Below are 20,055 nucleotides of genomic sequence, written 5' to 3' on the forward strand. Positions count from 1 at the left end.
GTTATCGGGATCATATTCAAAAAATGTATTTAGTGTAACATTTGAATAATTATCAATATGTCTACCTCCTACAAGATAGATTTTGTCCTTATGTACAACTGCGGAGGAACCATGAATTGTATTCGGTATAGGTTTCTTTGTAGACCAACTGTCGGAAACTGGATCGTATACTTGGACAGTAGCAACTGAACGTGTATCTGTTGTCAACCCACCAAACACATAAATCTTTCCTTTATACAAAACGCTTGTCAACCAACCTAAAGCCTGCGGCATAGCTTTTTTAACGCTCCATGTATCTGTCTGGGTATTGTAAACTTCAACATTATTTACTGAGGAGCCTCCGGTCCAGGTTAAAGCATTACCTGTATAGCCACCAATAACATAAATATCATTTCCATAAGCAACGGAAGTTGCTGAATCACGAGCCGTAGGCATGCTACTTCCTGAGGCCCATATATTATTCTTCGGATCATAAATTTGTACATCCTTATATGGGTTTGATCCTGAAGAACCACCGAATATATATATCTTACCATTCAATTCGGAAACAGCACTTACCGCCTTAGGATTTTCTATAGTCGTTTTAATCGACCATTCATCGCTTACAGCTTCTGCTTTTACCTCCATAGCTGACATATTCATGAACACTATCACTACAATTAAAATACTCCATAATGCTTTAACTTTACTTATCACTTGATCTCCTCCTAGCAATGTATTGAACAGATACTAAGGTAATATATTCCTCAAGACATGTCTAAACATAAACTTTCAGATTTATAAATATGATCCACATATTTGCATATTTATTTTTTATTGGGTATGAAAAAGGACTCATACCAGCTCTATACTGGTTGAGTCCTTATCTTTATTTCACTATGAATCTTACCTTTGTGCCATCAGCATACTTATCCATTTGATGACTTACCCATGATCCTGCCCCTCTATTATCTTTAGGGCTTATGTATCTTATATCAGCACCTGCGCCACCTTCAGCGCACATTGCCATCGGCCACTCGTCACGGTCATATCCTTTTTTAGTAGGATAGCCCTTCAAAGACTCCCTGCGATTCTCCTTAGCTCCGTTGCGGTCAATCGTACATACCGCAGAATGTCCGGCTGCAATGGCATCCCTTATGTGTGCTCCGGTTTCAGGGTATCGTGAATTTGGGAACTCCAGCGTATACCCAGTTGCTGACTGTTGACTTATTGCCGCAGGTTCAGCATAGACGCCTTGCACAGAAAAAATAGCCGCCAATAAAAATACAATTAATCCTCTCGCGATTCCTTTTATCATATGACACCTCCATAGTAATTTAAATCTTTTCCAATACTATATTGAGAGGTGTGTCGAAGTATCGCGTATGTTGTCACAAAGCAAAAAAAAGGTCCTAGTCACATATAGAGTGACAAAGAGAGTAACTACTATTGTCATAAAAAAATAAATCCACATTTAAACTTATATTTGAATATATAGACATTATTGTTTGGACATGTATATCAAAATAGCAGTATTCTATCTTAGCAAATAAATAATAAAGGAGAATATATATGAGAATTTTCAAGAAAATATTTGTTTCCGCGTTACTGACTTTAATGTTATTCCTTAGTGTAAACCAAAGTATTACTTTTGCTTCGTCAGTTGGTGACACTCTTGATAAAGCAGAGGCTGGGTGGACTCGTTATAATTATAATGATGCGAATATTACATATCTCGGAGGAAAGTGGTTCAAAGATACTTCAGGGCCAGGAACTTGGAATTCACCATGGGAACGCTATGGAACTTCCCTCAAATTTAATTTTACGGGTACTAAATTGAGATTGATATCTACCACATGGTGGTCAGGTTCAAATAGTATTGACGTTTTTATAGACGGTGTTAAAGTTGATAATTTTTCACTGGAAGATAAAAATAAAGCGAATAATATAAAAGTGTCTAAAATTATGTATGAGAAATTAGGATTAGCTCAAGGAGAACACTCTGTAGAATTTGTGAACAATACAAATAGTTATATATTTATTTATTCAATTGATACGGATGGTCAACTGAAGCCTTTCAATTTAATTAAAAGCGGATCACAACCCGGAACCGAACAACCCGGAACTCAACAACCTGGAACTCAACAACCCGGAACTCAACAACCTGGAACTCAACAACCCGGAACTCAACAACCCGGAACTCAACAACCTGGAACTCAACAACCCGGAACTCAACAACCTGGAACTCAACAACCCGGAACTCAACAACCCGGAACTCAACAACCCGGAACCGAACAACCCGGAACTCAACAACCCGGAACTCAACAACCTGGAACTCAACAACCCGGAACTCAACAACCTGGAACTCAACAACCCGGAACTCAACAACCCGGAACTCAACAACCTGGAACTCAACAACCCGGAACTCAACAACCTGGAACTCAACAACCCGGAACTCAACAACCCGGAACTCAACAACCCGGAACTCAACAACCTGGAACTCAACAACCTGGAACCGAACAACCAGCAGAACCAACTGGCGACCGCGCTATTCTGACTGTAACGATGGACAATGGATTTGATAAGGAATTCGATCTGAGTAAGAAAGAACTAAATGCTTTCATTGCTTGGTATGACGCTAAAGATGCTGGTAGAGGTCCTTCATTCTTTGCCATTGATAAACACAATAACAACAAAGGTCCATTCAGTAACCGTAAAGACTACGTAATCTTCAATAAAATTCTTACATTTGAAGTAAGTGAGTATTCAACTAAATAAACAAAAAAAGGACTCCATAGTTACATACCAGCGGAGTCCTTTTTCACATCTACTCTAAATTCAAACTGCTTTCGGAAGAAATATGAACCGTTTATCTTAATGGAATCCGGTGAAAACTTTTCTACGGGGCCACCATAGTCTACAATCTCCATTAAATCCTCACTCAACGGCTGGACTACATATACTCTTACCTGGCTTAATGCAGCTGCCAATAGTTCGACATCCGATTTCAACACTTTATATGTATGGTTCATGCTGATCACCTCAGTAATTCATTCGGCGCATGATGGTAAATTCCTGCAAACAAAAAAACACCCCACTGGCTTGAGCCAGCAGGGTGCTACCGATGCTTTCATATGTGTTAGACCGATTATATAGAGTATGGGACATTTTGTAAACATCTACTCCACATATAGCCATTAAGTTCTAGTTATAGTAACATAGTCTCATCATAAAAAACAGCAAAACCCTCAGCCGATGAGGACATTCAAAGGTGTGCTATAAGTGGACTTAGATTTGGAAACATTCGTAAAGCAAATTGAAGGTATACCTGTACCTATCATTGATACCAATAGAAGGTACTGGCTAGTTAGAACCCAGTCTGGTGAATATTATGAAGAATTCTTTCATGATAATTTTGTCGGTATTGGTTGGGATGATCTGGATTTCAATGAAATAACTAAACACGAATATAATGAATCACTTTTAGAATTAATAAAAATAAAATATCCTGATGAGAAACAACCAGGGAGAATTTTGAGCCAGTTAAAAAGATTTAGCCTAGAAATCAAGATAAACGATATTGTTTTAATTCCAAGTGCCGCATCAAATTTTTTGAGTTTTGGTGTTGTTGAAACTGATGTGTATGAAGCAGAAATAAATGATGAAGATATTTTAGACGGTGCGTGTCCTTTCCAAAAAAGAAGAACAGTAAGGTGGATTAAAACAGTAAGGAAGAACGAAATAGATCCTTATTTATATAAACTTTTGAATTCTCATCATACTATAACAGATGCAACAGCCTACGATACATTTATAGATCGTACCTTGCATTCATTATATGTAAAAGGTAATGAAACTCATTTAGTTTTGGAGGTCAAGAAAAAAGACAACATTCCATATTTGGGTTTGATTAAATTACTTAATACGCCAGTGGAACTTTTACCTATAGTCGAGGAGTTTACCCAAGAGGAAATCAAAGAAGAAAACTTAGACATAAAACTAAGCCTTCAATCACCAGGCACAATAGAAATAATTTATTATACCTCTCCCCTGGTTTTAATAGGGCTAGGTCTAGTATTACATTATATCGTAGGTGGAAGTTATAAAGGAAACTATTCAAAAACAGAATCTGAGCAAAGCGTATCAATAGAAAGCACTTCGGATGGGTTGCTTGAAAAATGGCTTAAATTCAGAAAGCAATCTGATAATCAGCAAATGAAACTTCTGGAAATGCAAAAAGTACTTTCAAAATTGGAGGTAACTACGCCAAAAGAACTAAAAAACCTTCCGGTATCTGAAGAACTGCCGAAAGGTCAATAATATGGCGATTTTATTTTGATGAACTTTTTAACCAAAAAAACTGCAATTATGAAACTCAGTACAAAGAATATTGGAACACCAAGTAAGGTTGCCTTTCTAATCATTGGAATTAATCCAAATGTGTAAATCTGAATCGCCCAGAAGAAGCCGACCGTGATCATGAAGGACGATGCGTATGAAAATAAGTGAAAAATTCTTCTCAAAATTGGATGCAATTTATGCACTTCTTTTTGCACACTTATCTCCTCCTTGATCGTTTGTTATTATTATACAAACACATTAGTAAAAACGAAATACTTTCTTTTGAAAATATTGTATGTACAATACCCTGCTCGTATGTGCCAGCAGGGTATCTCTTTTTAATTCACTTTGAAGCTGCAGCCTTATTTTATTCAGTAGCAACAGGCGTTTGTTCTAGAATGGTCTCAGGTTTAGATTGCACCTGAGTAGGAACATTATTGGTTATCTCTGTGGTAGCTTGGGCCAAAAAATCATTAAGCTTTGCAGCCAGACCAGATACAGCCTCTTTAGCAGCTGCCTGAGAAGCTTCCTCGATACTAATCTTGGGTTCCGTTTGTGACGGGATTAACTTCTGTTTGGATTTATAGTCCAGATACGCCTTTTCGATAGCCGCTTGCAACTCCACAACTGACACTGTAACACCTTGTTCAGCCAAACGGAGTGTAGCATACTGCAAAGCCTCCTGAAGCTTACGTTCTCCTCCAGCCTGCTTAAATGCTGTTTGAGCAAAAGCAAAACCTTCTCCTGCTATCTTATGGATTACTTCCCTCTGTGCCGCCGTTGTACGCGCCTCTAGCCATGTATTTACTTTTACCTTAACTGTGTTTAAGCCGGCTAAAATGATGGTTGTCAGCACACCTATAGCTGCTGTAGCAATGGTACTTACATATGGATGTACGGTTTCGATAATAGTTTGCATGATTACTTATCCCCTTTCGTTTTCAAAGCTGCGATTTTTAATTTCGAATCCCAGGACACTACAGCACTGTACGATTCCGCAATAGGTCTGAGCTGCACGTAAGCCACGCCTTCGACTAGCTGGACAGATTGCAGTTTGGTCCCATTTAAGCAGGCTTCCTTGCGCGTGTTGTCCCACTTAAACGGCAGTCCCAGGGTATTAGCCAGCGTCCGCAGCGGTACATAGGTTTTGCCATCAAACAGCAGCGTTTTGCCCACCTGCTTACCATTTGCAACAAAAGAGCCAGTGGCGACAGCTTCCTTCTCCGGTACAACAGCTTGCTTCGTAAATCGCTCCCGCAGCTCGTCCTCAGTTCCCGCGTATTCGTTAAGATCAACTGGTCCCGTGATGCCATTGACTCGCATTTTTCCGCTCGGCAACGTATCGCCGTTTTCCCCATCGCTATACTGCCAAAAGTCCCAACTTGTCCAGCCGGACGCATCCGGTGGAACCTGCGAGGCGCTATAACGCGCGATCCATAGCGGGTAATTGTTTAGTCCGCTGAAATTACCGATAAACGACGGGTATGTGTACACAATAGGCTGCACGCCAGTAAGTTGCTCAACTTCCTGCAAAAATGCTTTGGCTACGGTAGTAATTACCGCTTTGCTCAAACCGGACTTATTGGACTCATAATCCATAACAGGCGGTAGATCGAAAACCTGAATGCCTCCAGCGTCCTTAATTGCAGATACAAAGTTTGCTGCTTCCTGTCGGGCCGCTTCCGGTGTAGTAGCCGAATCGTCCACATAATGGTATGCACCTATCAGCAGACCAGCTGCTTTTGCGTCCTCCACAAATTGGAGGAACGTCTTGGAGCGAAACGTCTTGCCCTGTGTTGCCTTTATAAAAACAAATGATATGCCGTCCGCAGCTACCTTTTTAAAATCAATATTCCCCTGATGATGGGACACGTCAATGCCTTGTGCATTACGGCTGTTTCGTTGTTGCATCTTTTCCATCTCCCTTGTCTTTTAACTGCTGCAGGAAACTTTTAAGTTTAAACGGTAATGGGATTCCCAAAGCCCCGAGGTTCTCGGCTAATGACAATCCTTCGCGGCCGGCATAAAAATAGATTGCCGCCGTCCGGAAGATCGGTGCGCCTGGTTGTAACCAATCGTCCAATTGTGCAGACAATCCCACTACCATCAGCACCGTGGCCTTACGGATACCGCCCCAAAACATCACGTCGCTGTCCACTTTCTTATTTTTAAAAGCACCTGCAACACCAGAAATATAATCTAACGCCATCATTATAAGCAGCACCTTTAGCGGTTTATCCCACCCACCCAGGAACGTAACCAGCAGTCCAACAAGCGCAGACCATCCCCCTGCCGCCGCCTCCTTTTCCGTTGCTCCGACCATTGCGGTCCATACGGTACTGCCAAACATTTTTATTTGGCTCACTACTTGCTCTCCTCTCTCCGTTCAGGAAACTTTTCCTGAGCTATCATCGTTTGGTTTCTGATCTTTTTCTTCTTGAGCCTGAATCTCTGCTAATGCATTTCCTACAGCTATATCCAGTCCCTCAAGTATTTCTTTACGTTTATGTGGCTGTGAAGCAATCACAGCAGAAATAACCTGTGTAATTTCCTCTACTGGTCTTGTTAAGTCCAAATGTGCCTCCAAAGTAGATACTATCTTTGCCAACTCCCTCACCTCCTTTGAGCAAATAAAAAAGACACCTTCTTTAAAAAGTGTCCTCTGGATTATCTTCCGTTCAATTCATATAGTTCCTGAGCAAGTTCTTTCACATCATTCTCATACAGCTTCGCTGCAATTTCATAGAGCTCTGGAATCTTTCCCATCACTTTGTCGATGTATTCAATTTTGTTCTTCAGCTTCGGCTTGTTATTTTCGTTATAGCGTTCCAACCGAGTAAATAAATTGATGTGATATTTCATCTCGAATTGTTTGTACAACTCACGCCAACGTTCTTGATATTTTTTGCCGCCTCTACGAACAACTCTGTTTAGGATTTGACGTTTAGCAGCAAGGTCGATATCGTCAACCAGTCCGACAATGACGGTCTCTTTATATTCAATTTCTTCACGTTGGGATTTGATTACTTCGTTTTGTTGTCGCACGACCGCTAAAGTCTGTTTGAACATGGCTCTGGTCTGATCGTCAACAAAAGGGAGATAGGTTTCGATAAAAGCATTCTCGTTCGCTACATATCCTCCGGTCTTTCTAATGGAAGGCAGGATCTCATCTGCCACCTTAGCCTGAAAAGCTTCAGCTACTTCATTTCTTGCCTTCATCGCCAAGCGGTAAAAGATGTTCTCGGGGATGTAATCCCCTTTCCCAGCTTGTTGGGAAGAATCAGCGTCCCCACAAGTGGGGATGAACCCAAACTCAGCCAAATATTTATTCACTCGCTCCCAGCGTACTACCTCATTTCCGCTTGCAGCTCTTTGAGTAAAACCCAACCCGTGAGAAATATCTTCTAAATTCAATTTTGCCGTACCGTTTCCATCAATAAAGCCTCTTATTCCGTGAATTGTAAGTATATCCATTACTGATCTCACCTTTCTTTGAACGTAAAATAAGCCCCTGAGTTATCAGAGGCTTTCATACTTATATCTTAAATTGATTTTGTTGCTATAATGCTACGGATTTAAAGGAAAACATTTATTTTTGGCGAAAACACAAATACACAGGAGGTGATATTTTGGAGAGAGAACATGTTATCCACGATCTGACGATGCTATATCTTGAAAAGTCAGGTACCATCACAGAACTTTCAGAACCAGAAGACTATTCAAAGGTTTATCAGGAAATCTATTCAAGAATTGAAGAATCTTTTAGTACCAAATCAATGTTTGGCTTTGGCGGCATAAACATGTGATTATCGACTTGAAGAGTCTATAAAATCGTTTGTGTACTCATTTTGCATGATCGTACAGTCGGTCGCAGCTTCTTGGGCTTTCTTAAGAATAAAAATGGCATGCCCGACTGTACATCCTTTTGATCCCAAAAGCGCCAACACTTCTTTGACGCATTCTGCTGTCCGTTCATCATGCACGCGAATAGCTTTATTGATTGGAATAGAACTTCTATAAACCGGTGAAGAGTTTTCTACATTAGACTTAAGTTCCATATAACCATTCCACCTTTATGCAAAAGTAAAAACCCTCCATTTTAAGAGGGCTTTTGTTTATACAGTATATAATTTGTTTATTACTAGGTTACTACTGATTTTATTTCAATGCCGCTATAGCTTTATTTATTTCTTCTAGTTCAGTCTTATATTTAGCTATAGCGCTCTCAATGCTGTCTAATTCCTTCTTTGTTTTATCCACATTTGATTCTCTAATGGCTAATGTTGAAGAACTTACTGATGTTTTTGACAATTTATCAGCAATCTCAAGTTCATGATTCAGTTTTTCTTTACTGCTTTCAGATTCTGAAATATATTTTTCTAAATCAGATTTCCTCTGTTCCAACTTTGCTATGCTCCAACCCGCATACTGTCCTTCTTTTTTTATCACTCCCTCAGTTTCTGACAAAGAAGTTGTCTTTGTATCAGTAGATGAATCTGTGCTTATTTGAATTGTTTTTCCGTCCAATTTTAGATTTGCCCCTAATGAGTCGGTTACAGCTCGTAAAGGTACATGTGCCTTTCCGTCTACCACAATGGCATTTTCAGAAAGAGAATTTCCATTTACCTTAACTGAATATTCCCCAGCTACCTTTTCTCCGACTAAAGATTTGATTTGATCAGCAAATGCGCTGCTAGCCGTAGCAACAACCGCGCCGATTAATACACCACTGAGTAAATAAGACCATTTCTTCATGAACCGCGCCTCCTACATAGTATATATACCCTAATATTACCATCGGTAGGAGGTGCAGTAAACATTATGTTGTCGAACTAGTATCAGTAGGAATTTTAACAGTTGCAACTGTCCTTGTTCGACTAAACAGTTTTAAATTTCTTGATGATGGATCAAATGTAGCGTTCACAATCACATCATCGTACATATCACCTCTCAATGAATAAACATCGTTCCTCAATTCTCTAATTGTATCCCCGAGATTTTCAATATTTTCAACTCCAAGCTTAAGCCCGCTTACAGTAGCGTCAGTAAAATTAACCTCATTTTGAAAATAAACCATATCATCAGTAGACTTAATATATACCCCGCCCATATTGCCTACATGAAATCCGTCTGAGTCTCCAAAAATACTCCCTCTCGGCGAACCATTGTCCATAAATAGTAAGGCCGCTCCATTGGCGTATTGACCTAAAGAAATAGCCTCACCGCCAGATGAATTATAAGCGGTCAATCCATTAGAGTTTATTTCAATCCTGCGGCCTTCTTTAGCCGTTCTAAACAAAGCCCCTGTAATAATACCGCCTTCTATTTCATTACCGATTAGTTTACTACCACGTATTGTACTTGCATTAACTGTACTAGCCCTAATATCTGAAGCATTCATTTCTGAGTTGTCGATCTGACCTGTGAGTTTGATTGATCTAGCTACTACATTGCCCTGCATGTCTACCCTGAACGGTGCAATAGTATAGTCGTCATTTCCTGCACTGATTCCGTTGGTATTGATTTTGGTTACGTTATTACCGCTACCAATTACTAATGACACAAAGCTACCGAGTTGTCCAATAATCTGTTCTGCCAATACTCCACGAGCAGTTATAGCAGCACGAATTGTCTTCCATCCGTCTGTTGAAATACCTATTCCTTTTGAAGTCAATCGAACTTGTTCTAATGGATTCGTTTTCTCTTGAGCTAGAATGCCGCCCTCTGGTGGGTAAATCAATTCCGTTTTACTATTGTTAATATCAATTACAGCCTGTTTGGCAAAGGATTCAAATACTTCTGTCCGAATCTTTCCATTGCTGAATGAGTTATTAACAATATTCTTACTCCGCTCTAGGTCAGAAATAATATCCGCATAGTCACGTAAATTGACATTAGAAATGGTAGGTTCTGAATGTTTGTCTCGGCTATATGGGTATTCAGTCAGCTCCGTGATTCGTGCCTTGAGTTTATTCATATCCATTCCAGGATCAATACACATCACTGTGTCGCCCAAGTGTGGCTCCGGCTCGGTGTTGTCAATTTTGAATAGGTCGGCTGTCGAAACAGTTAGCTCAAGAGAAACAACCTCCTGCTCTCTGAGAGCCTTACGAGTGGCCTTCAGCAAGTCCTCCGGTTCTTCAATATCCTGCTCTATGATTTCCCCATCGTAAAAAGGAACCGAATCGCTGGCCCAATACTGAGCATAAGGAGATATCAAATAGTTCACCGTCAGCTTTTCATTTACAATCGTTCCTGGTACGCCGGAAAGCAATCTCCGCTCCTCGTCGGTCAGTCTAGACGCATCCATACCGATAAACGTCCGTCCATCCTTCATCTGCGCGAACATACGTGTCACAAGTGATTCACCTTTGTCTTTGAATGAACTGGATACGATGTTCTTTTTAAGCCGGTACTGCAAACCGTTGTCGGCTCCGATTTTCTTTCTTAGGTTGATCGTAAAATTGTCAGGTTCGACCTCGCATTCATACATTTGAATGATCTTGTTAAGCGCTTCAAGACAATTGCCCCGCCCAAAGTCCTTAACATCGTGCAAATCAAATGTGTCGTGAATAACAAACTTAAACCGTCCCCCTGTAGCAGCCGTAATCAAGTCTGTAAGCTGATTGATATGGATACCATAGGCTTCTGAAATGTATGAAGCATATGGAAACTTGTAATCGTTAAGTTTGAACATGATGTGATTACAATAGATATTTGCAGTCAGCTTTCGACCTTCCCGTGACCGACTCCGAGACTGAATGACATAAAATTGACCACGCTCATCTCGAACGTGGCCCTTGATTGCTATTTTTTCACGGTAGTCATCGCTGGTCATTGGGACCATAAAGGTTAATTCATAGTCGCTGTTGATCCTGCGCCGCCGCTGAATGTCGTAAGAATCTACCAGCGTTCCAACGCGTCTCATGTTTTTATCGAATACTTGCATGGTTGGATTCACCATAAGTCACCTCAATACAAAAATTTATCTCTATGCGTAATACGACACAGCACCGTCCGACCTGTCTCCGGGTCCGTCCAGGTCAGATTATTGTTTCCAAGATTTAGGTCGAAGAAATCACCGTTATACAAGTGAGAAACGTTTTGCCCATTGCGAGTGATCTTGAACTTACCCGAGTCAATCACAATAACCTCTCCCGGCCGGAAAACATCCGTGAACTCAATGTAGTCGGTATGGAATTTCGACAGTTCCGCCGATATTCTTCCTTCCCCGGACATGGGTACAGCCTGCACAAGTATTTCCCGGATGTACTCAGCATCCGTCATACGTCCGTGCCCACTCATGGGCACGGCTTCCAAAGCGTATTCCCGGACAAAATCCATTTCCGCTCGGCCTTCGCCGGATAGATCAGCAGTAGCTGTCATATCCAGCACAAACTCTAAAATGTATTCTGTTATGGTACCAGGCTCGTCCACATTAAACGACATAAGATTGAACGCGTTATCGTTTTCTGCTCCAGCTGTCTCCACCTTCCGTGAGTACATTTGCCCGGAACCAGAAAGAGATGCAGAGAGGTCAATAATATTCCCTTCTACATCTCCTGTATTAAAACCAAGGCTATTAAATCCACCATTAAACATAGCGTCCTCCTAACTTGCTAAGGAAACTTTTCCTACACAAAGTCCAAGCCTGTAATGGTCTTATATTCCTCCGGTGTAATCTCTCCACAAGGGTTAGCCTCCGTTTTGACTGCACCCTTCAATTTCTCTGCCGTTACCCAGTTCCACTTAAAAGCAAGAGTCCAAAATGTCATGATTGATTAGCCCCTTTCAAATTGATTAGTTCCAATTTTGTAGCTGCCAGTTCAGCGCCCATGCTGGCTAAAAGTTGAGTTTGCTGCATGGTTTGAATTTTCATTTCTGCGAGTTGCTGCCCAAGAAGTTCATCACTGGTCGGCTGTGCAGAACCCTTTACAATCAGACCGCCATCTGGTGCAACTTCAATTTCCCGTTCTTCGATAGTTGCCCCTTCAGGTAGAGGATTCATGGTCTGTTCTTCGTACACAGCTTCTTTCGTGATCTTTCCCTCGTCGTTATACTCTGCTGGTGACATCAGGACTTGCTGGCGCTTATAATCCCACGGCCCGATGTTGATTACCTCGTCATTTAATACTACACATTCTTTTATCATTTCGCTGCCCACCCCGTATTCCCGCTACCTGATTGTTTAACATATAGCGTGGTATTCGCTCCACCGTCCCACCTGCGATATAGAGAACCGACAGGCGCACTCACAACCCCTTCGGGGCTCCCGTTTCCTGAGTACAGGTTACTGGATGCAGACTTTAAAGTGTTCAGGTCCCCGCCTTGCCAACCTATATTACCCTCTTCTATCCATAATCCATTACCAAAATTCCAGTCAGTACCATCTATCGTGTTAGATGGAGATATATAAACTCGGCCATTATCCGATTTGTGTAATGCCCATGATTTATACCCTGGACGATAGATAGCTAACGGAATGGCGTTCTTGCTATCTATCGTTCCCCACACAGAACCGCCACGAGTCATGAAAATTTCCGTCCACTCTCTCCAATCAAGACCAGCAAAAGAGATACGTGTATATATCCGCCCCGGATTATCATGTGAAAAGTACATTTGAACAATAGCACCGCTGTCGTAATTCACCACAAGTTTGCCATAGGTATAGGCTCCAGGTGGATAGTTCGAAAAACCTGTCCATGCAGAAAGAGCCACATTGTAGTTACCTGATAAGGTTGCATCATTCCAGTTTGTTGGTACATTACCTCGATAGCGATATGCGCTATTTGCCAAGTCATACGCAGCCTTTACAGCAGACGCTGCAGCAACTTGGGTTGAGCTTGTGTTGTTTGTGGCTGTGCTGATCGGCAATTGAGTAGCAGGTACCTTTGAATCCTTGTCCAGCGTAGCCACCCCGCTGGCTACCCCTTTTTGTACTGCAGGGATGGCCGAAGCAGCCACAGCAGCAGCATCTGCAACTTCCTTGCCTAGCTCCTCAATATTTCCTTTAAAGGCAACATGATCGTAGGCTGTAAAGTTCCGGGCAACCCGTGTACCGACAGGCCAAGCACGTGCTACGCCTTCAAAACCGCGTGTGCAGCCTTTAAGTACATTTTCCTCTACGGATGTATACGTAATCGTTTCGGCAACATCTCCGTTACCCAAAACTGCAATCCCCTCTCCCTGTAAAAGCACAGCGGCGTTGGCGACCGTAATTTCGGTCTGCGTATCCGTGACTAACTCTGCAAGCTCAGTTTTTGGAGAATTTGCAACTGGTGGATACATTTTTTCCACGCTTAACACCTACCCTTCGTCGATTTTGATTTGTCCAGCCATGAATCGCAACGTATCGTTCGTCTGCACTGTGCGCGGCGTTTTAACTGCTCCGTGATATACTAAGTTTCCCCCAGTCGCAGCTGTGCGAATGCCGATATGAGTGACTAAGCCCCAATCTGCTCCAGCGATAGGGAAAGAGACATCCCCTACGCTGGAAGTAACAGCACGCCGATCCGCAATAACGGGTTCGGAAAACGTCACAGCACGGCGCGTATAGCCTCCACCGCTTACCTCCTGCCCTGTATCCGCATCTGTTGGACTGCTGGTATACAGGGCGATATACAGCGTCTGTGGTGATGCAAAGTTAAGGCCACGTAAAGCCGCATTAATACAGGCCGTTTTCCACCAGTTCGATTTACTAAGTAATATGTCTGCCAATATAAAGACCTCCTATTCTACTTGATACTCATTTGCTATACGAAAATTCCGTATGTCGTTGTTTCCGATGTTGGTAAGCACTATTACAGGACTCGCACGTTCATCCCCGGTAGAAATAACTGACACCGTTTGTGGAGACTGTGTGATAATGACCTCTTTTATGTTCTCCTCCGACTCTGGAAACGGATGCTCACCCATCTTAATCGGGATAGTCAGTTCGCCATCCCAAAGTATTTTTTCGATATCCAATGTTCCGGCATAGCGTCCGATATATCGCCTTCCTGGTAAGTCCGAAAACGTGAATACGATATCCCCTTTTTTGGCATTAAAAAGAGCCGCCACTTGGGCGACTCTCCTATGGTAATCAAGGGTTGTATCATCTGCCATGATGACACATTCCAAATTTATAGTCCGTGCTCCGTAGGTACTGCCAAAATCCAATTCTCCATCTCGTTCGGCTATTTCCAGTGAATGATCTTTTGTTGGTGGCAGCACAGGTATGTTGTGTTTTTTAAGTCCTAACCCAATGGATTTAAAAGACTTCCCATCTGCTGTAGCATCAATCATTTAGGATTTACCCCCCCTCGCTTGCAACCTCCGCACCAAGTTATCTCGTTCGGTCCAAAATACCTTTGCTGCGGATTCGTCTTCAATATAAGTATCGCCTGATTTTATTACGAACTGGTTGCTGATTTGCTGCGGATTTGTACCACCCGAAGCCATTGGCATAGAAAAGTCTGGCAAGGAGAAATTAAGCGCTGGCATTTTGAAATTGATAATTTTGAACAGGTTGCTCTGCTGTTGATCATTCAGGTACATTTCTCCTGCGCGAGCAATGACCGGAACTTCCGCGCTCCTATCCCCTTGAACGACACCGCCTGAATGGAATTTTTGAAGCTTTCCTGTGTCCTTCTTGATGCCATACTTATTCCGCAAAGCAGCATTCTCCTCATGTAGTTTTGCTTTCTCGGCGGTGCCTGCCGAATACCATTTATCAATGTTGGAATTATATCGTGCTAGGTCACTGTCTTTTTCAGAGGTTGAGGAACTGGTATCAAAGGATGCAGACAATGAAGTGGCATTGATTTCAGCCATTTTAGCCTGATAGTCAGCAATAAACTGATCCAACTGACGCAAAATCTCCACGTTCTTCTCGGTTTCTTTTGAGATTTGGGTATTTTTCAAATCTTCAGCTTTGGATTCAACTCCATCTGAATACTCATCGTATTTCTCAGCAAGCTGATCATAATGCTGTTTGGCAGCTTCAATCTGGTCATTGTAATCCTTTTCTCGCTCGGCCTTTTCATCCTGAAGTTTTTTCTTCTGATCTTCCAGCCCTCGTTTAGCCAACGTGCGGTTATGCTCCCGTTGCATATCCTCTATGTCTTTCTCAACCTGTTTTCGCTCCGCGATTCCCTCAGGTCCAACAGCAGATTGAAGCAAGGCAAGACGAGCTTGTTTCTCAGCCATAGCGCGATCATAGTCCTCATCCTCATTGGCTGTTTGCATTTTAGCAAGGAAGTCATCTATGGCCTTGATTTTAGCGTCCTGAGCTTCGATAAAAACATCACGTTCTGCCTCAATACGCTTTACTTCCTCGTCCCGAGTCTTTTCAAGTGCCTCCTTCTCCTTTTTAGAAGCTTCGGTAACAGCCTTCTTCTGGTCCTCCAATAGTTGCTTCTTCAAATCATGGACCTGTACATCAATTTCCATTCGATGTTCTGATCCTTCTTTGTAAAGAGCCTGCATTTTTGTCCATGCATTAAGCTGATCAGAAACAGATATGGCTTCCATACTCTTTTGGTAATTGATTCGTTTTTGGAAGTCGGACAGGAACTCATCTTCCAGAGCTTTACGTTTCTCATAAATCTTCTGTTGCAATTCAAAACTCTGTTCGGCGGTACGATCCTTTGCCTTACTCATACGCATATAAGCATCGTATTCCATTTTCAGAATAGCAATTTTGCTTTGTCCCGCCATTTCCATTTTGGAAGTCTCTTTATCAATCCACTTCTCACTGTTTTGATAGCGAAGCTCATTGTATTTGACGGTTAAATCATAGATTTGTTTGGCAATCTCTCTACGGTTAGCAGGAGGAAGATAATTTTTGTTTTGTTCCTTTTTGTAAAAGTCCAAGCTGGTTTTAACCATCTCAATTTCCTGTTTATTGGCCTGCCGCATTCGCTCGGTTCTTCGCTCAAGATTCTCCACGTCTTCCTGAAATCTTGAATCATTCAGTTTCTGAACATCGCGGCTCCATTGCTTCGTTGCATCCTTATCTTCCGATAGGTACTGCTTATGTCGTTGAGCCAGTCGTTTGTATCCTGCAATCTGCTGGTTTATAGACCATTCATTTCGTTCAGCGATGTACTTAAAGTTATCAAGATCGTTATCATAACTATCTTTTCGTGCCGCAGATGCGTCCTTAGCTGCTTTTTCAGCTGCACGTTCTGCATCACTCTTGCCTTTTTTGCCCCCGCTCCCCTTCGATTTTTTTGAACCAGAAGAACTCACGCCAAATTTAGGATCATTATATAGCTTGGTTAAAGCATTAATCTGAGTGTCATACTGCTTCATATCTTTCTCGTATCCGCTATATATTTCGCCTATATCTTTTTTGCTTTGCTCCATGTTGTTCTTATCTTGATTTAACTGGTTCTGAAAAGGAGCATTTAGGAAAGATTTCACTCCGGTCATGTTGTTTAGTTCTTTTTGTTTATTAAAAACTTCTAATGAACTTTGAGCCATAACTCCATTCAATCTAGCTTTTAACTCAGCAAGACTTTTAATCGCTCCAGCCTCTTTAATGTAAACTGCGATACGATCATCTGACTCAAGTTTTGTACTTAAACTGGACGCTTTTTCTGACTTTAGATCATCTATAGCCTTTTGTATTTTAGCTTTGCGAACAACTTCGAGAGCATTCTTTTCGAAAGCCCATCCCTCAGATGTTTTGTAAATCTCTGAAGCTAATTGAGGGTATTTGAGAATTAATTCAGCCGCAGCTTCTGCGTTCATGGACTGTTTATTGGCAAGATCATTTAAAACAGTGTTCATCTCAGAAATAGCCTTGCCATTACCCTGAATCTGCTCTCTTAAATCAGCAAGGGCCTCTTCCTGAGATTTAACACTTTCTGTTGCTGTTTCAGCCTTCCCGGCAAATTGGTCAGCTTCTACTGTTGCCTGACCTAATGCCACGCCTACCTCCGTTATAGATAAAGTGAGCTTGTTGTTTTCTTGATTCAATTTTTCCACTTTCTCTTTGGCCTTTTCATAAGCCGCATAAACGATATCATCTTTTGAAGTGGCTGCAAATTGTCCAGAAGGATTTGTAGCAGCCTTTCTAGCTAATTCTAGTTCCCTATTGGCTTGAGCTAGTGCTTTTGTCTTTTCAGCTTGTTCCTTTAATAGTTGAGCTTGCTGATCTAACAAGACGTTTTTTCTTGCTTCATTCTGTTTCTCAATAAGTTTGTTTAAGGCATTTACTTGGATTTGTACGGCTTCATCAGTATAATTCGCCGCTTCAAGTTGTTTTGCTCCTTCTTTCCCAAGAGTAATTACTAATGCTTTGGAAACCTCTTCAAGCTGTTTTTTCACCTTGTTTTCTCTCTCTACCGAACCACTACTTAGCTTTAATGATTGTTCAAGTGAACGGTGTGCATTAACCAATTTCGGTAAAAGTTCTACCTGTCGTTGATACTGGCTAATCATTTGTTGTGCAGCCGAGTCTTCATCTTTCAGCTTTTGGATTCTTTCGCGTGCAGCTTTTTCTTCCTTGCCGCTTTGCATTGCCACTACAGCAATGATGCCAGCCAATAGCGTCAATCCTGCTGTCGCTCCTGCCATGGTTACAGTTGACAACGCTTGAGCCTTTGTCATTGCTTCTGTAGTAATTATCGCTTCGGCTGTTGCCACAGAAGCCGCCTGTGTCGCGGCGGTACGTTGTACAGTAGATAAGATCGATCCCTCAGTAGAAACAATATTCACTTCATTGGCTACTGTATTGGCTGCTACAGAAGCTGTTTCAGCTACCTTAGCCGCTGTCAGGACTTTAACAGCAGTAATTACGTTCATTATTGGACCGCTTAACGCCTTATAAGCGAGCAATAATCCACCAATAGCTGCTGTCCCTTCAAATACCCCTGCTGGAACTTTGGTAAGTCCAATTAAAAGCTGATCAATTACATCCAACACATCTTTAATCATGCGTCGAAGCCCGTCGTCTCCTGCGTTGTTGAAAATCTCTAACAAAGAGGCTTTGGTCTGAGCAGCTTTTCTCTGAATCGTATCCATTTGAACTTTTAGATACTCCATTGTTGATCCGGTAGAACCGATAGACGCTGCTGTACCCAGTAAGATATCCCCTGCGTTTAAGGAAGCGGCCAATTTGGCATATTGATATACACCGCGCGATATATCAGCGTAGGATTTCGTAAGGTCATAGTTTTTGTCGATTACTTTGGTCGATAACTCTAACAGGATATCTTCTGCCTTTTTCCACTGTTCTGTACCATTTACAACTTCTTTTGTTTGAACTCCTAATCTCTCAATCTCTGCAACGGCTTTATTTGTACGGATCGTACCCAGGACTGTTTTCCACATGTTGCCCAGGTTTTCCCCACTCAGCGCCGTGTTACGTATACCGGCTGAAATCAAGCCATTCATAAAGTCAAATGAAACGCCAGTTTCAGCTGCTATTTTACCAGTTCGCTCAAACGCAGCCCCCAGGTCACGTGCTGGTGCCATTGTGTCATGGGCAACCTTAGACCAGGAATCCAAAACTCGTCCGCCCAGCACCATAGCATCATTGCTGTTCTTAATTTGTACGCCGTATTGAGCAAATGTCGACTCCATAGATTTAGTCGCGTCTTCAAGAGAAACCAAATCGACAGTAGAAAGCATTGTAGACTTGCGTACCATTTCCTGTACTACGCCAGCATCCTTGTACATCCGCCCCCATAGTCGTGCAGATTCGGTAACATCCATAATCTCGGAGCCAAGATCATGCGCGGTTCGGATAAACTTTGTTGTCTCATCATGAAGCTTTTCTGTGTTCATGACCATTTCTTTGGTGCCTTCGTTATATTCTAAGAAGTAGTGCTCGTTCGTCTGGACGTATCCAGCCATATTGGATTCGATACCGACTAATCCCTCTTCAAGTGCTTCCTGTGTTTTATGCATAGCTGCATACGCTGTATTAAATACAAGGGCATGTGTGGCCATATCTCCTACTCGGCTCATCCAATTAGGAGTTTTATTAAAAGTCTGCTTCATCTGGGCTTCGGTCTGGCTCAAAGATCGCCGGATCTTTTGTTCTTCCTGAAGGACTTTCTCACGGACTTGTGCCTCTTTTTGCTCTCTGGCCCGTAATGCGTTCACCCAAAACTTTTCATAGTCCTGTGCATTCTTCCGTGCCTGCTGCGCCTCTTTCTCTGCTAATTGAGATAACTTCAAACGAATGGACTGTTCCTCCATCAGGACGCGTTCACGCGTTCTGTCGTCAGTTCCTGCCCCTGAAACTTTAGAAACTCTCTGTCCGGTTAATGCAGCCTTGTTTTGCAAAGCTTCCATCCGTTTCAGATGTTCTCGTTCCTGCTGCTCGATTGCATCCTCGCGCTTTTTAACAATTGCTTGTTGCGCTCTTAGCTTTTCGTCGGTTATCTTATTAGCCTGGTCCAATTGGTTCTTCCGAGCAATATTTAATTCGGCTTGTGCTGTACGTTGTTTTACAAGTGCTTCTGACTCAGCAAGAATTTTCTTCCGTCTATCCTCTGCGGAAAGAGCAAACTTATCCGCGCTACTGGCAAGAGACTTGAAATTCTTTTCACTTATACCCAATTCAGCATTCAACACTTTGAACGATTCGGCGTTAGCTCTAGCCCCGCTATCTATAATTTTGAAAGCAGGTAAAATCTTGCTTGTATCCAAGCTTATTCGCGCACCTACTACATCTTTATTTAAGTCTGCCACTTAACTCACCTCACAAATGGTCCAGGAAAATTTTCCTGACCTAAATAC

Annotated in this window: 21 protein-coding genes; 3 read left to right on the forward strand and 18 right to left on the reverse strand. The window is 42.0% G+C overall.

The genetic code is table 11. From position 1 onward, the window contains the following. Window positions 1–696 (reverse strand): Kelch repeat-containing protein (locus tag JO375_RS15090; RefSeq protein ID WP_322098741.1); only part of this gene is annotated, 696 nt, incomplete at its 3' end. 172 nt (window positions 697–868) lie between these two features. Then, window positions 869–1,297 (reverse strand): NucA/NucB deoxyribonuclease domain-containing protein, encoded by a 429-nt coding sequence (locus tag JO375_RS15095; RefSeq protein ID WP_229525236.1) that lies wholly within the window; start codon window positions 1,295–1,297, stop codon window positions 869–871. Window positions 1,298–1,551: 254 nt separating this feature from the next. Here JO375_RS15095 and JO375_RS15100 point away from each other — a divergent pair, with 254 nt between their 5' ends. After that, window positions 1,552–2,757 carry a hypothetical protein gene (locus JO375_RS15100; protein WP_229525237.1) on the forward strand — a complete coding sequence of 402 codons (1,206 nt, stop codon included), beginning with the start codon at window positions 1,552–1,554 and terminating at the stop codon, window positions 2,755–2,757. 20 nt (window positions 2,758–2,777) lie between these two features. Here JO375_RS15100 and JO375_RS15105 read toward each other — a convergent pair whose 3' ends face one another. Further along, a complete protein-coding gene (locus JO375_RS15105; protein ID WP_229525238.1) occupies window positions 2,778–3,011 on the reverse strand; it encodes a hypothetical protein in 234 nt (77 codons plus the stop codon). A gap of 250 nt (window positions 3,012–3,261) precedes the next feature. Here JO375_RS15105 and JO375_RS15110 point away from each other — a divergent pair, with 250 nt between their 5' ends. Then, window positions 3,262–4,299 (forward strand): restriction endonuclease, encoded by a 1,038-nt coding sequence (locus JO375_RS15110; protein ID WP_229525239.1) that lies wholly within the window; start codon window positions 3,262–3,264, stop codon window positions 4,297–4,299. A gap of 388 nt (window positions 4,300–4,687) precedes the next feature. Here the strand turns inward: JO375_RS15110 and JO375_RS15115 are convergent, their stop codons facing one another. The 5 genes from JO375_RS15115 to JO375_RS15135 are packed head-to-tail and all read right to left on the reverse strand — an operon-like array spanning window position 4,688 to window position 7,794. Continuing rightward, window positions 4,688–5,239: a phage holin, LLH family gene (locus JO375_RS15115; protein WP_229525240.1), complete on the reverse strand. Its 552-nt coding sequence runs from the start codon at window positions 5,237–5,239 to the stop codon at window positions 4,688–4,690. Between the two features lie 2 nt (window positions 5,240–5,241). After that, window positions 5,242–6,231 carry a GH25 family lysozyme gene (locus JO375_RS15120; RefSeq protein ID WP_229525241.1) on the reverse strand — a complete coding sequence of 330 codons (990 nt, stop codon included), beginning with the start codon at window positions 6,229–6,231 and terminating at the stop codon, window positions 5,242–5,244. Further along, window positions 6,209–6,685, reverse strand: a complete 477-nt coding sequence (locus tag JO375_RS15125; protein ID WP_229525242.1) for a phage holin family protein — start codon at window positions 6,683–6,685, stop codon at window positions 6,209–6,211. The genes JO375_RS15120 and JO375_RS15125 overlap by 23 nt, the downstream gene beginning before the upstream one ends. Window positions 6,686–6,706: 21 nt before the next feature. Next, complete coding sequence (locus JO375_RS15130; protein ID WP_229525243.1) at window positions 6,707–6,928, reverse strand: hypothetical protein; 222 nt, start codon at window positions 6,926–6,928, stop codon at window positions 6,707–6,709. Window positions 6,929–6,987: 59 nt separating this feature from the next. Then, window positions 6,988–7,794: a BRO-N domain-containing protein gene (locus tag JO375_RS15135; RefSeq protein ID WP_229525244.1), complete on the reverse strand. Its 807-nt coding sequence runs from the start codon at window positions 7,792–7,794 to the stop codon at window positions 6,988–6,990. A 155-nt stretch (window positions 7,795–7,949) separates the two neighbouring features. Here JO375_RS15135 and JO375_RS15140 point away from each other — a divergent pair, with 155 nt between their 5' ends. After that, window positions 7,950–8,126: a hypothetical protein gene (locus tag JO375_RS15140; protein WP_229525245.1), complete on the forward strand. Its 177-nt coding sequence runs from the start codon at window positions 7,950–7,952 to the stop codon at window positions 8,124–8,126. Here JO375_RS15140 and JO375_RS15145 read toward each other — a convergent pair whose 3' ends face one another. The 10 genes from JO375_RS15145 to JO375_RS15190 all read right to left on the reverse strand — a co-directional run bounded on the left by JO375_RS15145 (window position 8,127) and on the right by JO375_RS15190 (window position 20,007). Continuing rightward, complete coding sequence (locus JO375_RS15145) at window positions 8,127–8,378, reverse strand: hypothetical protein (protein WP_229525246.1); 252 nt, start codon at window positions 8,376–8,378, stop codon at window positions 8,127–8,129. 100 nt (window positions 8,379–8,478) lie between these two features. Further along, window positions 8,479–9,075 carry a copper amine oxidase N-terminal domain-containing protein gene (locus JO375_RS15150; RefSeq protein ID WP_229525247.1) on the reverse strand — a complete coding sequence of 199 codons (597 nt, stop codon included), beginning with the start codon at window positions 9,073–9,075 and terminating at the stop codon, window positions 8,479–8,481. Between the two features lie 64 nt (window positions 9,076–9,139). Then, window positions 9,140–11,284, reverse strand: a complete 2,145-nt coding sequence (locus JO375_RS15155) for a phage tail protein (RefSeq protein WP_229525248.1) — start codon at window positions 11,282–11,284, stop codon at window positions 9,140–9,142. 8 nt (window positions 11,285–11,292) lie between these two features. After that, window positions 11,293–11,922 (reverse strand): phage distal tail protein, encoded by a 630-nt coding sequence (locus tag JO375_RS15160; RefSeq protein WP_229525249.1) that lies wholly within the window; start codon window positions 11,920–11,922, stop codon window positions 11,293–11,295. A gap of 32 nt (window positions 11,923–11,954) precedes the next feature. Then, the gene (locus JO375_RS15165) at window positions 11,955–12,095 is read right to left on the reverse strand and encodes an XkdX family protein (RefSeq protein ID WP_229525250.1); all 141 of its coding nucleotides are present in this window, start codon (window positions 12,093–12,095) and stop codon (window positions 11,955–11,957) included. Beyond that, entirely contained in the window at window positions 12,092–12,472 is a 381-nt protein-coding gene (locus JO375_RS15170; RefSeq protein ID WP_229525251.1) for a hypothetical protein, read from the reverse strand. Before JO375_RS15170 ends, JO375_RS15165 begins: the two co-directional genes overlap by 4 nt. Further along, the gene (locus JO375_RS15175) at window positions 12,469–13,608 is read right to left on the reverse strand and encodes a pyocin knob domain-containing protein (RefSeq protein ID WP_229525252.1); all 1,140 of its coding nucleotides are present in this window, start codon (window positions 13,606–13,608) and stop codon (window positions 12,469–12,471) included. Before JO375_RS15175 ends, JO375_RS15170 begins: the two co-directional genes overlap by 4 nt. A gap of 18 nt (window positions 13,609–13,626) precedes the next feature. Beyond that, window positions 13,627–14,037, reverse strand: a complete 411-nt coding sequence (locus JO375_RS15180) for a phage tail fiber protein (protein ID WP_229525253.1) — start codon at window positions 14,035–14,037, stop codon at window positions 13,627–13,629. Between the two features lie 12 nt (window positions 14,038–14,049). Next, complete coding sequence (locus tag JO375_RS15185; protein ID WP_229525254.1) at window positions 14,050–14,604, reverse strand: phage tail domain-containing protein; 555 nt, start codon at window positions 14,602–14,604, stop codon at window positions 14,050–14,052. Continuing rightward, on the reverse strand, window positions 14,605–20,007 hold the full coding sequence (locus JO375_RS15190; protein WP_229525255.1) for a transglycosylase: 5,403 nt from the start codon (window positions 20,005–20,007) through the stop codon (window positions 14,605–14,607). Window positions 20,008–20,055: the final 48 nt, after the last annotated feature.

The sequence above is a fragment of the Paenibacillus farraposensis genome (assembly GCF_020736845.1).
GTDB lineage: Bacteria > Bacillota > Bacilli > Paenibacillales > Paenibacillaceae > Paenibacillus > Paenibacillus farraposensis.